The 13251-nt window shown below is 44.7% G+C and carries 13 protein-coding genes and 1 tRNA gene; 9 read left to right on the forward strand and 5 right to left on the reverse strand.

The window, feature by feature from the left end; genetic code table 11:
- Positions 1-19 precede the first annotated feature (19 nt).
- Both A8806_RS19915 and A8806_RS19920 read right to left on the reverse strand, forming a co-directional pair.
- Positions 20-90: transfer RNA gene (locus A8806_RS19915), tRNA-Trp, on the reverse strand.
- A 155-nt stretch (positions 91-245) separates the two neighbouring features.
- Positions 246-1622: an MATE family efflux transporter gene (locus A8806_RS19920; RefSeq protein WP_109732927.1), complete on the reverse strand. Its 1377-nt coding sequence runs from the start codon at positions 1620-1622 to the stop codon at positions 246-248.
- 109 nt (positions 1623-1731) lie between these two features.
- Here A8806_RS19920 and A8806_RS19925 point away from each other — a divergent pair, with 109 nt between their 5' ends.
- Positions 1732-2553, forward strand: a complete 822-nt coding sequence (locus A8806_RS19925; protein ID WP_109732928.1) for a MerR family transcriptional regulator — start codon at positions 1732-1734, stop codon at positions 2551-2553.
- A 64-nt stretch (positions 2554-2617) separates the two neighbouring features.
- Here A8806_RS19925 and A8806_RS19930 read toward each other — a convergent pair whose 3' ends face one another.
- Positions 2618-3277 carry a hypothetical protein gene (locus A8806_RS19930; RefSeq protein WP_109732929.1) on the reverse strand — a complete coding sequence of 220 codons (660 nt, stop codon included), beginning with the start codon at positions 3275-3277 and terminating at the stop codon, positions 2618-2620.
- A 359-nt stretch (positions 3278-3636) separates the two neighbouring features.
- On the opposite strand from A8806_RS19930, the gene A8806_RS19935 reads away from it, so the two are divergent.
- The 6 genes from A8806_RS19935 to A8806_RS19960 all read left to right on the forward strand — a co-directional run bounded on the left by A8806_RS19935 (position 3637) and on the right by A8806_RS19960 (position 9250).
- On the forward strand, positions 3637-4323 hold the full coding sequence (locus tag A8806_RS19935) for an N-acetylmannosamine-6-phosphate 2-epimerase (RefSeq protein WP_109732930.1): 687 nt from the start codon (positions 3637-3639) through the stop codon (positions 4321-4323).
- A gap of 128 nt (positions 4324-4451) precedes the next feature.
- Positions 4452-5366 (forward strand): dihydrodipicolinate synthase family protein, encoded by a 915-nt coding sequence (locus tag A8806_RS19940; protein WP_109732931.1) that lies wholly within the window; start codon positions 4452-4454, stop codon positions 5364-5366.
- Positions 5367-5378: 12 nt separating this feature from the next.
- Positions 5379-6884: a sodium:solute symporter family protein gene (locus A8806_RS19945; RefSeq protein ID WP_109732932.1), complete on the forward strand. Its 1506-nt coding sequence runs from the start codon at positions 5379-5381 to the stop codon at positions 6882-6884.
- Positions 6885-6917: 33 nt separating this feature from the next.
- On the forward strand, positions 6918-7370 hold the full coding sequence (locus A8806_RS19950) for a NanQ anomerase/TabA/YiaL family protein (protein WP_109732933.1): 453 nt from the start codon (positions 6918-6920) through the stop codon (positions 7368-7370).
- A 109-nt stretch (positions 7371-7479) separates the two neighbouring features.
- Positions 7480-8394: an ROK family protein gene (locus A8806_RS19955; protein WP_109733049.1), complete on the forward strand. Its 915-nt coding sequence runs from the start codon at positions 7480-7482 to the stop codon at positions 8392-8394.
- Between the two features lie 13 nt (positions 8395-8407).
- Positions 8408-9250: a MurR/RpiR family transcriptional regulator gene (locus tag A8806_RS19960; RefSeq protein WP_109732934.1), complete on the forward strand. Its 843-nt coding sequence runs from the start codon at positions 8408-8410 to the stop codon at positions 9248-9250.
- Positions 9251-9304: 54 nt separating this feature from the next.
- Here A8806_RS19960 and tsaA read toward each other — a convergent pair whose 3' ends face one another.
- The gene (gene tsaA / locus A8806_RS19965; RefSeq protein ID WP_109732935.1) at positions 9305-9994 is read right to left on the reverse strand and encodes a tRNA (N6-threonylcarbamoyladenosine(37)-N6)-methyltransferase TrmO; all 690 of its coding nucleotides are present in this window, start codon (positions 9992-9994) and stop codon (positions 9305-9307) included.
- A gap of 25 nt (positions 9995-10019) precedes the next feature.
- Positions 10020-10964, reverse strand: a complete 945-nt coding sequence (locus A8806_RS19970; RefSeq protein WP_109732936.1) for a cation diffusion facilitator family transporter — start codon at positions 10962-10964, stop codon at positions 10020-10022.
- Positions 10965-11231: 267 nt separating this feature from the next.
- Here A8806_RS19970 and A8806_RS19975 point away from each other — a divergent pair, with 267 nt between their 5' ends.
- On the forward strand, positions 11232-12311 hold the full coding sequence (locus A8806_RS19975; protein WP_109732937.1) for a hypothetical protein: 1080 nt from the start codon (positions 11232-11234) through the stop codon (positions 12309-12311).
- Positions 12312-12451: 140 nt separating this feature from the next.
- On the forward strand, positions 12452-13246 hold the full coding sequence (locus tag A8806_RS19980; RefSeq protein ID WP_109732938.1) for an SseB family protein: 795 nt from the start codon (positions 12452-12454) through the stop codon (positions 13244-13246).
- Positions 13247-13251: the final 5 nt, after the last annotated feature.

A 13251-nucleotide genomic window follows, 5' to 3' on the forward strand; every position in this document is an offset into this window, starting at 1 on the left:
CTTCCGGCACTTTGTAATACAGGGGATGAGAGAATCGAACTCCCACCAAAGGTTTTGGAGACCCCTATCATACCACTTGACCAATCCCCTATTTGTTTGTGACTCAATTACCAGTCACTTGATTATTATACTCATAGGACATATATTTGTCAAGAAAAATTAAAAACTTTTTTAAATTTTTCTCCGGCCTATATCATCACACTTATGCAGAAGCAGGGTACAGCACGATACCCTGCTTTTATGCACTAAATGTTGTCTCCAGAGAGTCTGGCTGCCGGCTGTTTTTTATGTGTCCCGGCGTAATGGTAAACGCCCTTCTTGCACCAGATGAATCCTGCTGATACAAATACGGTTAAAAATTCCGCGGCCGGAACAGATAGCCAGACGCCGTTAACACCGATCAGGCGGGGCAGCAGAAGGATACTGACTACAAGGAAACCAAATGTTCTCATAAAAGAGATGGCTGCCGATACCTTCCCGTCTGAGAGTGCAGTGAACATCGCAGATGCAAAGATGTTTATTCCTGCAAACAGATAATTGAAAGAGAACAGGAAGAAGCCTGTGGCAGCGATTTCAAAGGTTCTGCTTGTTCGTGGAGTAAATATTTCGACGATCAGGTCAGAGCCAGCCAGTGCGCAGGCCATGATGACTACGGAGGAGACAGCGATAAACAGCATACATATTTTGAAAATCCTGCGCAGCCTCTTGGTGTTGCCACTGCCGTAATTAAAGCTGATAACCGGCGCCACACCCATTGAGAATCCCATATACAGGGCGTTGAAAAGGAATTGGCCGTATAGCACGATTGTGATAGCAGCGACACCTTCTTCGCCCAGCATCTTCAACATGATGATATTGAACAGGTATGTCACGATTGCAGTGGAAAGATTGGTAACCATTTCAGAGGAACCGTTCAGGCAGCTGTTCAGAAGAACCTTCATATTGAATGTGGGTTTGACGAAATATAAATCATTCCGGGTAATCAAAAAGTAAAGGACTCCGATGACTCCGGGAATCATCTGTCCCATGCCGGTTGCAATGGCAGCACCTGCGATCCCCATCTGAAGGGGCCCCATCAATACATAATCCAGAATGGCATTTGCGATACCGCCTAAGATTGTTATCACAAGCCCGATCTGTGGCTTGCCCGCTGTTACGAAAAAGGTCTGGAACAGCATCTGGAGCATACAGACCGGAGCAAAATAGAGCAGGATACTGAGGTAAGTAACACTGTCGGCCATGATTTTTGGGGTTGCGCCGAGTAATTCCACAAGCGGCGTAATCCAGACATTGCCGAATATCAATACTGCGGCCCCAAAGAGGACGCCTGTTATGACGAGGAGCGTGAAGCTTTGTTTTGCCTCTTTACTTTTACCTTCGCCCATTTTTTTAGCAACAACCGCACTTCCTCCCGTGGCCAGCATAATCCCGACAGCGATCAGTATATTAATGGCGGGATAGACAATATTGGATGCGGACAGCGCGTTGCTTCCTAGCAGCCTTGATATAAATACGCCGTCTATAATAGTATAAAGCGACATAAACACCATCATAATCATGGATGGCAGTGCAAATTTTAATAAAGAAAACAGTTTAAAATCCTGTCCGATTGATTGACTCATAATATCACCTCAAAACTTTGTTTACCAGCTTGTCAAGCTGCGGGTATACATTTCCCAAAGGATATGATAAGGTATAGGGTAACCCGATAGTCAAGAGGAGATTTGCCATATGAATAATAATATGTACTTTACGACAGGAGAATTTGCAAGAATAACGGGAGTGACCAAACACACACTTTTTCATTATGACGACATCGGCCTGTTTTCGCCGGAGATAAAGCAGGATAACGGATATCGTTACTATTCGGTCGGCCAGCTGGAGGTTTTTGATGTAATCTGGACATTAAAAGAACTCGACATGCCCTTAGCGGCAATAAAAGAGTATCTCGCGGCTAGAAGCCCACAGGCATTTGCAGACCTTCTGGAACACGAAGAAAAAAGTATTGAACAGAAGATCAGAAAGTTGAAAGAAACAAGGAGATGGCTGCGCACGAAATCCGCACTTACCAGAGAAGCGATACAGAAAGATGTGGATGTTATTGAAAAAGCCGAAGTTCCAGAGCAGTATTATATAGAAGCTTTTTGTGAATTGAATGATGGAAAAGAGTTCGCCGTTCGTATCAGTGAACTTGTGAATTATTGCGATGACCTCGGGATAAAGAGCCCGTACAGTCTGGGCTACATCCAGAAACGTGAAAATATTTCCCAGGGGATTTACAACGATTATCATACATTCTATATGTTGTTTGATACACCGCCTAAAAAAGCGGTATATCAGATCAAACCGGCAGGGACATATCTGTTCGCATATTTCAGGGGGCACTGGGAGGACATCGGTTCAGCTTACGTAAGGCTCATGGACTTCGCAGAGGAGAATAATCTGGAGCTTGATGACTATTATTATGAGGATAACCTCCTGGATGAATTGACTACAGTGGGATGTGACAATTATCTGATGCGTATTGCAGCACGCATTATAAGACAGGCCTGAAGCAAAACAGCCCGGCTGTTCCGCATGAGCGGAAATGCCGGGCTGCTGGTGATTATATGGCAGTCTAAAAGATATCAGCAGCAATTGTCAGTTCATCCAGTGCAGTAAGGTCTGCCTCAGGAATCTCGTAAACATTATTATTTCCTTTGTTAACATGCATAGTTACGGTTTGTGCTTCCCCGTAATTAATACCTGCATCTATAGAAGTCCTTAAAATATTATAGTAAATCTCAAATACTTTATTTTGCATTTCTTGTTCGGAAGGTGTTTCGCCTCCGTTTATTATATCATTACTAACCTGAGTAGTATATTCTTCCGTTTTTGTCATGAATTCTTCGTAGGTATCCTGCAGATTGGTAATTGGTTCGACAGAAACATCTACTGTAAAGTTGCCTTTTTTATCCGGGACAGCCTCTCCGACAGTATACTTCACATTTTTGGCAAGATCTTCAAAGAATTCTTTGTAACTAGCCTGCAGTTCTTCGGAAAGATTTAACGCTGCAAACTCCTCCATGATTTGCTCCATATTATCTGAGAATACAGCTTCAGCCTCTTCTTTTGATGAATTGGTAAGCTTCATATACTGCTCAGTCTCGCCTTTGTAGCATACATCCAGTACTGCTTTCGTATATCCACTGGCATCAAATTTTCTTGCGCATCCACTCAGCATCATAACTGCCATTGACAAAATCAGAATGGACACAATTCCTCTTTTCTTGTTCATTCAATTTCCCTCCTCATTTCGTATGCCAGGTTTGCCGGATTATAGTGCCGGCAGGAATATAAACCTGTTAATGGTATTATACCATCCCTATGCAGACAAAGATAGTTAATTAATTGACACGGGGAAATTTTTAACGCAGAAGGTTACAACCTCCGTCTAACAGAGGTGTATTGCTTGGACAATAACGAAAGCAGGCACGATTGGTTGTGCAAAATTAACAAAATAGTGAATAGAAAAATGTACTAAATGCCATAGTAAAGAAAAAAGAATGAAAGCACTTTCAGATGAAATCAGGTCTATTGAAATTAAAAACAAGCAGGCCTATACTGGTAACAGATCGAGCAAGGAGGATGAGAAATATGAACGAACGAGTAGAACAGCTGAGAGGAAAATTAATCGTATCCTGTCAGGCACTTCCTCATGAGCCCCTCCACTCTTCCTTTATTATGGGAAGAATGGCACTGGCGGCAAAGGAAGGCGGGGCATCCGGAATCAGGGCGAATACAAAAGAAGACATCGCCGAGATACAGACGCAGGTAGACCTTCCGATTATCGGAATTGTAAAAAGGGATTACGAAGACTGTAAAGTGTATATTACACCGACAATGAAAGAGATTGATGAGCTCATGGAAGTGAAACCTGAGATCATTGCTATGGATGCGACGATTGATAAACGCCCCGGAGGGGTGAGTCTGGATGAATTTTTTGTACAGGTAAAGGAAAAATATCCGGAACAACTTTTTATGGCGGACTGCTCCACTGTGGAAGAGGCGCTTCACGCGGATGAGCTTGGATTTGATTTTATCGGCACAACGATGGTTGGTTATACGGACCAAAGCAGGGACTATAAGATAGAAAAAAATGATTTCGAAATACTTCGCAAAATCGTAGCCAATGTAAAGCATCCGGTCATTGCGGAAGGCAATATCAATACACCGGAAAAGGCAAAACGGGTGATTGAACTGGGGGCATTTTCCGTGGTAGTAGGTTCAATCATTACCAGACCGCAGCTGATTACGAAGCCATTTGCGGATGCGTTAAAATAACTGACATTTTCACAAGAATGTAAGCAGAAGGATGCATCACACAACGGGACGGTGCAAGGAGACAGGTGCATATAAAAAGGGTAACTATATGGCCGCATATTCTATATAAAAGAAAAGGAGAATTTATCATGAGAAATCTGGACAAGTACAAAGGAGTTATCCCGGCGTTCTACGCATGCTATGACAAAGAGGGGAATATAAGCCCGAATGGAGTACAGGCGCTGACACGCTATTTTATTGACAAAGGGGTAAAAGGCGTGTATGTGAACGGGTCTTCAGGGGAATGTATCTATCAGAGCGTCGAGGATAAAAAGATCGTTCTGGAAAATGTGATGAAAGAGGCAAAAGGGAAATTGACTGTAATCGCACACGTTGCCTGTAATAACACCGCGGACAGCAAAGTGCTGGCGGCTCACGCAGAAAGTCTTGGCGTGGATGCTATCGCGGCAATCCCACCGATCTACTTCCATCTGCCTGAGTATGCGATTGCAGAGTACTGGAACGACATCAGCTCGGCAGCACCGAACACAGACTTTGTGATCTATAACATTCCCCAGCTCGCAGGTGTTGCACTGACTATGAATCTGTTTGCAGAGATGAGAAAGAACCCGAGGGTGATCGGCGTAAAGAACTCTTCCATGCCGGTGCAGGATATCCAGATGTTCAAGGATGCAGGCGGAGAGGATTATGTGATCTTTAACGGGCCGGACGAGCAGTTCATGAGTGGACGCGTGATAGGGGCCGAGGGAGCGATCGGCGGAACTTATGGCGCGATGCCGGAATTATTCCTGAAACTGGATGCTTTCGTAAGAGCAGGAAAAATGGAAGAGGCAAGAGAACTGCAGTATGCAGTCAATGCGATCATTTATAAAATGTGTTCTGCACACGGCAATATGTACGGTGTGATTAAAGCAATCTTAAAGATCAATGAAGGACTTGAACTGGGCGGAGTGCGCAAGCCGCTTCCGGGCCTTACTGAATCAGACATGGCAGTTGTGGAAGAAGCTGCAAAGATGATCACAGATGCAAAAGCAAAATATTAGGAGGAAGAAAATATGCAGGGCTTTACAGTCATTGATCTTGTAATACTGATTGTATATCTGGCAGCAGTATTATTTGCCGGACTTCATTTCGCGAAAAAGGATATGAAGGGAAAAGAATTCTTTAAGGGCGACGGGACGGTGCCGTGGTGGGTAACTTCCGTATCTATATTTGCCACATTATTGAGCCCGATTTCATTTCTGTCACTGGCAGGGAACTCCTATGCAGGGACATGGATTATGTGGTTTGCACAGTTAGGTATGCTTCTTGCTATCCCTCTGACAATTAAATTTTTCCTTCCCATTTATAGCAAATTGGATATCGACACGGCTTACCATTATCTGGAGCTGCGTTTCGGGAGCAAGGGACTGCGTGTACTTGGTGCGGTGATGTTTATCATCTATCAGGTGGGACGTATGTCAATTATCATGTATCTGCCGTGTATGGTACTTTCAAACCTGATGGGCATTAATGTAAATATCCTGATCATCATCATGGGAATTATTGCAATTATATATTCATATACAGGCGGTTTGAAGTCCGTGCTCTGGACAGACTTCATACAGGGTTCCGTGCTGCTGATCGGTGTATCGTTCGCGCTGATCTTCCTTCTTGCACATATCGATGGCGGGATCGGGGCAATCTTCGGCGCCTTTGCCGCAGACCATAAATTCCTTGCAGTAGACCAGCCGGTATTTGATATCAATATCTTAAAAGACAGCGTATTTATCCTGATTGTGGGAGCCGGATTCAATACAATGGGCTCCTATGTATCAAGCCAGGATATTGTACAGCGTTTTACAACAACAACGGATACAAAGAAACTGAATAAAATGATGCTGACAAACGGAGCATTATCTATCTTTATTGCAACTGTCTTCTACCTGATTGGTACCGGACTGTATGTGTTTTACCAGCAGAACGCACTTCCGCCGGCAGCGGCCCAGGACCAGATCTTTGCATCCTACATTGCTTTTGAGCTTCCAGTAGGTGTTACAGGACTTTTACTGGCAGCTATCTACGCGGCGTCGCAGTCTACACTGTCAACAGGTCTGAACTCGGTAGCATCCAGCTGGACACTGGATATCCAGTCCCGCCTGACCAAAAAGGAACTGAGTTTTGAAAAGCAGACAAAGATAGGGCAGTACGTATCTCTGATTGTAGGTATTTTCGCAATCGTGATCGCAATGGTACTCGCAAACGGTGGAGTAAAATCGGCATATGAGTGGTTCAACGGATTCATGGGTCTCGTACTCGGTATCCTTGTCGGAACATTTATACTCGGTGCATTTACAAAAATTGCAAATACCTTCGGTGCAACGCTGGCATTCATCGCGGCATCTGCTGTTATGATCGGAATTAAGTACTTTGCACCGGCCGGAAGCGTTACGATCTGGTCATACTCACTGATCTCAATTGCAGTATCTCTTGTTGTAGGAATTCCTGCGAGCCTGATCTGGAGGAAAGTAAAGGGTGATACTTCTGTACCGGCTCCAAATACAACTATCTTTAAAAATTAATCTATTGTAAAATAAAAAGAAGGGAGCAGAATTATGATTTTTGGAAACATCCGTAATTTAAGCGAGTACAGCTTTCTGGACAGCCAGATTCAGGAATGCTTTGCCTATGCAAAGGAACATGATCTGATTTCATTTGAAAAAGGATCTCATGAAATAGACGGAGACAGATTGTTTGTAAATATCGTGGAATATACGACAACGACGCCGGAAGATCGTTTCTGGGAGGCACACAGAGAGTATCTGGACATCCATGTCATGCTGGACGGGCCTGAACAGATCGATGTGAACTTCATTGAAAATATGAAGGAAGAAGAGTTCCAGCCAGAAAAGGATTTCCTTCCTCTTCAGGGCGGGGCAAACGGCCATGTTGTGCTGGATGCAGGGGATTTTCTGGTCTGTTATCCACATGACGCACACCGCACGGCTGTGAAGGTGGATGAGCCCAAGTTAACTAAGAAGGCGATCTTTAAAGTAAAGATCCAGTAATTGTAAAATAGTAAAAAAGGTCAGGCACCTGTTCAGCGGGTGTCTGGCCTGTTCAGGTACGAAGGGAGTTTCGGACATGGCATTGCAGAAAGCAGACAAAGAAACTGCGGTGGAGAAATATATAAGCATAGATATCGGCGGCACAGCTATAAAATACGGAATTATAAATGAAAACGGTCGGATATTGGAACGCAGGGAAATGCGGACAGAGGCGGAAAAGGGCGGCCCGGCTATTCTGGAAAAGGCGGTCGGTATCGTAAATGAACTAAAAGGACGTGACGCGCAGGAAGCAGGTGAAATCAGTGGAATCTGTATTTCTACGGCGGGAATGGTTGATACAGAAAAAGGCGAGATCTTCTATGCTGCACCGCTGATCCCCAACTATGCGGGCACAAAGTTTAAGGCAGTGATGGAGAAGAAATTCGGGATTCCGTGTGAAGTGGAAAATGATGTGAACTGTGCAGGACTTGCAGAGAGCATGTCCGGTTCAGCCAGGAACAGCTCAAGCACACTGATGCTGACGATAGGGACCGGGATAGGAGGCTGTATTGTACTGGATAACAAAGTTTTCCACGGTTTTAGCAACAGTGCGTGCGAAGTGGGATATATGCATATGTTTGACAGTGACTTCCAGACTCTCGGGGCGGCCAGCATTTTGTCAAACAAAGTAGCCGAACGAAAAGGCGAACCACTGCAAAAGTGGAGTGGTTACCATATATTCGAAGAAGCAAAAGCAGGAGATGAGACATGCATTCAGGCGATCGCGGAGATGGTGGACATCCTTGGGAGGGGCATCGCAAATATCTGTTATGTACTGAATCCGCAGACTGTAGTGCTCGGCGGCGGGATCATGGCCCAGGAAGAATATCTGAAAGGAAAGATTCAGGGGGCAGTCGCGGGCTATCTTGTTCCGAGCATAGCACGCTGTACAACGATCACGTTTGCAAAGCATAGAAATGATGCGGGAATGCTTGGGGCATTCTACCATTTTATGGAGAAGCATGGTAAATACAGGAGAAGATGAGGACCGGTGAGTGATGGAATATTATGTAAAGTCCGTAGTACCGATTATTGAATCAAATTATGATAATTTTACAACTGTAGAAAAAAACATCGCCGATTTTTTCATTCAGAACAGGAAGAAGATGGATTTTTCGGCAAAGGCTGTTGCGGAGCAGCTCTTTGTCTCGGAGGCGTCGCTGTCCCGTTTTGCGAAGAAATGTGGTTACAGGGGCTACCGCGAATTTGTTTACCAGTATGAAGAAACTTTTGTTGAGAAACCGGAGTCTATTACCGGGAATACGAGGATGGTGCTCAATGTCTATCAGGAACTTCTGAATAAGACATACAGCCTTGTGGATGAGGGACAGATCGCCAGAATCAGCCGCTATCTGAATCAGGCCGCAAGAGTGTTCGTATGTGGGATGGGCAGTTCCGGTCTGGCGGCAAGGGAAATGAAACTGAGGTTTATGAGGATCGGAGTGGATATTGATTCCATACAGGACAGTGACCTGATGCGTATGCAGGCCGTGTTTCAGAACCAGACATGCCTGGTGTTCGGGATCAGTATCAGCGGTGAGAAGGAGGAAGTGCTTTATCTGCTAAAAGAGGCACATAAGAGAAAGGCACGTACCGTGATGGTGACTGCCAGGAATAAGGAAATGCTGGAAGAGTTCTGTGATGAAGTGCTGCTTCTGCCATCGCTTCGTCATCTGAATCACGGGAATGTCATCTCTCCGCAGTTTCCGGTGCTTATTATGCTGGATATTATTTATTCCTACTTTCTGGAACAGAATAAGTATGAGAAGGAAACCCTGCATGATAATACACTGCGGGCGCTGCGGGAGCGGGAAGAAAAAGAACGGTATCTGGGAGAGTGAGGAAAACGCCGTCCGGGTATCTATCTGTCCAGAACGGCGTACTTACCGGTAATACTACAGTTTTTCGATCTTACAGATATGCAGGATATCTCCGTCTACATAGAACCTCACGTTCATGCCGGCGTATTTCATCCCATAGATGCGGTCTGGATCGCTTTGATAGGATGGACGCGGGTCCTGGGCAAGAACTGCCAGCAAGGAGTCGAGGTGCTGTGCAGGAATCTCCTTAAGACAGCGGGGAGGACAGTCCACCTCAAGCCGGTAATCCTTATGCAGACTGCCGAATCCCCCCAGGGCATCCGGGTGGCTGTCAACATAAGGAAGATAAGGCTTGATGTCGTAGATGGGTGTGCCGTCCAGCAGGTCGGCTCCTGTAATATGGAGAATGACGCCCCGGTCACTGGTATGTTCCATTCCGGTGAGGCGGACACAGGAGAGTCCAAGTGGATTGGGACGAAACGGAGAACGGGTCGCGAATACACCCATGCGCTGGTTGCCGCCCAGTCTGGGAGGGCGCACGGTGGGTGACCAGCCATCACGGACCGATTCTGAAAACCCCCAGATGAGCCATATATGGGAATATTCCTCAAGGCCCCTTAAGGCGTCAGGGGTGCGGTAGTCCGGCTCGAACAGGATGTCGGCTTTTAGCTCTTCTATCAGCCCGCTCTGTCGCGGAATCCCGAATTTTTCAGGAAAGTCACTACGGATATGGGCAATCGTTTTCAGGGTAAAGGGTGATTCCATTTTCTATTACTCACTTTCTGTTTTTTTAGACATCTTCAGACGCGGGAGGCTTCTCATCCTCCAGTGTAAATTCTATATCAGGCAGCAGCTCGAAGTAGAAGTCCGAAAACTTTTTCGCTAGCGCCTGTATGCAGAAATTTTGTACGATCTTGAATCTGCGGATAGAGACTTCATCCCGGTCAAAGGTAATATAGACGCTGATCCACAGTTTGCGTCCGGTACGGACAATATCATAATATAGCTTTTCATAACCGTAGGCTTCCAGAATAGGCTCTACGGTTTCTTTGATTTCATCTACTGTTTCCGCTTCCGGGGGCAGCAGGAATAAGTCTCTCAACCCGGTAATGACCGCTTTGACCGGAGTCGGAATCATGCAGATGGACAGAACTACAGTAATGATCTGGTCGAGATAAGGGATAATGCCTTTTAAAGGTCCGAAGGGAATGACAACCGGAAGAAAGAATGCAACCGCCATGCCGAGGGAGGCCACGCTGTCAAGCTGCCAGCCGTGCATCTCCATCTCGACTAAGTGGGAATTCATGACTTCATTTTTCCTGTGCAGATACACTGATACTGCAACACCTAAGACACAGGCAGCCAGTTCAAACCACGCGATCGTCCCGAAGGAAACAGTCCGCCCGCCGTGCAGCATGATATCAATGTTATTAAAGATCAGTCCGATCGTTACGGCCGCCATAGTCACACCTTTGACAACGACAAACATAGACTCTATCTGCATATAGCCGAAAGGATGCTTTTCATTGGAAGGTTTGTAGAGGAGCGGTATCAGAAAGATGGATGGCAGCAGCATGACGAACTCCACGCCGTCGTAGACTGCATCCAGCAGAACCGCCTGAGAACTTGTATAAACTGCCATGATAAGTTCCAGAATGACAAAAAGCATGTTACCATACAGCGAAACAGTCATAGCCGATTTTTCCTTTTTCTGAGCCTTGTTGCCCACGTGCATAAATAAAACCTCCTAATGGGCCGGTGGTTGTCCTGTGGGGAGAGTTCCGGCCTTTTAACCATTATTTTACGACAAATGTACGTAGTTTACAAGCCGTCTGTACTTTGAAAAATCTGTCAGTGTAAAATGTATCAATAAATAAACAGAAAATGTTATTGAAAAAGACAAGAATTCAAAAAATGGAACCATGTTCAAAGAAAGCAATGGTATAATTAATAATAAAAATAGTGACGATGTTATATAAAATTTAATTAAGGAGGGAGCAGGATGAAAAGATTAGTAAAGTTTTTGGTTATTTGTCTTTGTGTAGTGGGAACAATCGGTTGTGCGAAGAAAACCCCTCCGCAGGAAGAAAATAAGACAGGGGAAGAGAAAGTGGAAGAACAGGATAGGGAACAGATAGCGGAGATCAAAACCGGACCGGAATACTTTATGGAAGAAAAGGTTTCTCTACCCGATGGAGCTGTGAATATCATGGATGTCAGAAAAAGTGGGGATACCATTTTAATTGCATCCAGTGAAGGAAGGCAAAAAAGTTCTCTTATCTGGAGGTCGGATGACAAAGGTAAGACTTGGGAGAGGGGGCTGGATTTACCAGAGACACTTCAGTACAGTTTGGTATCAGAGGCATTATTTCTGGATGATAACATCCTGATATGCGGTGTGCAGGTAGATTTGCTGAAAGAAGGGGCGGATCCTGCAAATATTCAGAAGAAATACTACAAGGTGAATTTGCAGGGAGACTTTATGGAGCTTTCACCGGATATGCCTGATCACGATATAAGATTTTTGCAGTACTATGATTCCCTGATTTACGGGACAAACCAGAGGGAGGGGATTTTCGTGTTTGATGGGGAAACAGGAGCACTAAAGGAATCGTTTGATAAAATAGGCGGACAGATTAATGGGTTCTGTGTTATGAATGACAAAATATTCGTAGAAGGGATTGATCATATTGAAATTTTCGATGCACTGACAGGTGAGCCTGTGGATGCTGATGAAAAACTACGAGGATCTCTGGACCCGGTTTTGCTTAAGGGCAGCAGAATGACAGGAAAACAGGGGTATATTGACAAAATGATATGTGATTCGGCCAATGGCCTTCTATATTATATAAATGCAGATGCACTGTATCAGTATGATTTTGCTGACGCTGAATTTAAAGAAGTGCTATATGGAAAGAATCACAGATTTGCGGAAGAAGAGATGGTCCTGATGGAGATTTCCTCATCAGGAGACCATGAACTGTCAATTGTTACTTATAAAAATAATACAGAGGATTTGAAAACCCCGGTAAAACCGGAGATGTACTGGTATACTTACGTCCCGGAAGGGATAAAAAGCTAAACTAAGATTCCTGAAAATTATTTGCGTCCATAAGAATACTATAGTATAATTTAAAATATCAGGCTCAAAGGGTTATACAATGTATGCAATTGGATGACTTTGGGAACCGCTAATATAAGGAAAATGAATCGAGGTTTATCATGGACAATAATTTTCAAATTCAAGTGAAGAAGCTGCAGAAGCTTGAAACTACATATGTCGCATTCAGTCAGGGGACGAGAATGCCGTTCATTACCTGCGATGAGGAAACTTTTAATGACCAGGTGTGGATTTTTACTACGGAGGATAAGGCAAAAGAGTTTGGCGAGAAACGCAGGGATGAGGAGAAGGACCTGCTGATGATTGTGCGTCTGGAGAATAAGCAGCTGCTAGGTTTTTACAGCGGACTGTATCTGGTTGGGGTTAACGAGATTGTATTTGTGGAAGAGGAGATGACGACGAAGATTCCGCTGGACAAGCTGGTTGTACAGCCTGATTATTCTAAGCTGCCAAAGGAAAAGCAGCCGTTAGTAAACCCGCAGATGCATCTGACAGGCCTGTATTTTATGCAGGAGCTGCTTCGGGCAAAGCCGAATAATGAGAAGCCGAAACTGCCGGAGCTGGAAGAGGAGATGGTCGTGAACCTGATCCGTTCCAGATTCTTTATGGCGATCGAGGTACAGGGGGAAAAGCCGGATAAAGATGGCTCCAACATCAAGCTCCCATGTGTGAAGAATAAGGAAGGTAAGATGTTCCAGCCGATTTTCACAGACTATAATGAATTCCAGAAGTTTAATACGGAAGGAAAGTTTAAGGCTAATATGGTGGACTTTGTAAATATTCAGAAGGTTCTGGGAAATAATGTAGAAGGGATTGTTGTAAATCCGCAGGGGATGAACACTGTGATCGCCAAGAACATCATTCCGAATCTGCTGAACAGGTTCTCAAAAGGTTAGAGCGT

It is taken from the genome of Faecalicatena orotica (assembly GCF_003149245.1).
GTDB lineage: Bacteria > Bacillota > Clostridia > Lachnospirales > Lachnospiraceae > Faecalicatena_A > Faecalicatena_A orotica.

Coding starts and splice junctions, on each gene's coding strand:
- A8806_RS19920 (WP_109732927.1), bottom strand. CDS start 1,622: ATGAGTCAATCAATCGGACAGGATTTTAAACTGTTTTCTTTATTAAAA.
- A8806_RS19925 (WP_109732928.1), top strand. CDS start 1,732: ATGAATAATAATATGTACTTTACGACAGGAGAATTTGCAAGAATAACG.
- A8806_RS19930 (WP_109732929.1), bottom strand. CDS start 3,277: ATGAACAAGAAAAGAGGAATTGTGTCCATTCTGATTTTGTCAATGGCA.
- A8806_RS19935 (WP_109732930.1), top strand. CDS start 3,637: ATGAACGAACGAGTAGAACAGCTGAGAGGAAAATTAATCGTATCCTGT.
- A8806_RS19940 (WP_109732931.1), top strand. CDS start 4,452: ATGAGAAATCTGGACAAGTACAAAGGAGTTATCCCGGCGTTCTACGCA.
- A8806_RS19945 (WP_109732932.1), top strand. CDS start 5,379: ATGCAGGGCTTTACAGTCATTGATCTTGTAATACTGATTGTATATCTG.
- A8806_RS19950 (WP_109732933.1), top strand. CDS start 6,918: ATGATTTTTGGAAACATCCGTAATTTAAGCGAGTACAGCTTTCTGGAC.
- A8806_RS19960 (WP_109732934.1), top strand. CDS start 8,408: ATGGAATATTATGTAAAGTCCGTAGTACCGATTATTGAATCAAATTAT.
- tsaA (WP_109732935.1), bottom strand. CDS start 9,994: ATGGAATCACCCTTTACCCTGAAAACGATTGCCCATATCCGTAGTGAC.
- A8806_RS19970 (WP_109732936.1), bottom strand. CDS start 10,964: ATGCACGTGGGCAACAAGGCTCAGAAAAAGGAAAAATCGGCTATGACT.
- A8806_RS19975 (WP_109732937.1), top strand. CDS start 11,232: ATGAAAAGATTAGTAAAGTTTTTGGTTATTTGTCTTTGTGTAGTGGGA.
- A8806_RS19980 (WP_109732938.1), top strand. CDS start 12,452: ATGGACAATAATTTTCAAATTCAAGTGAAGAAGCTGCAGAAGCTTGAA.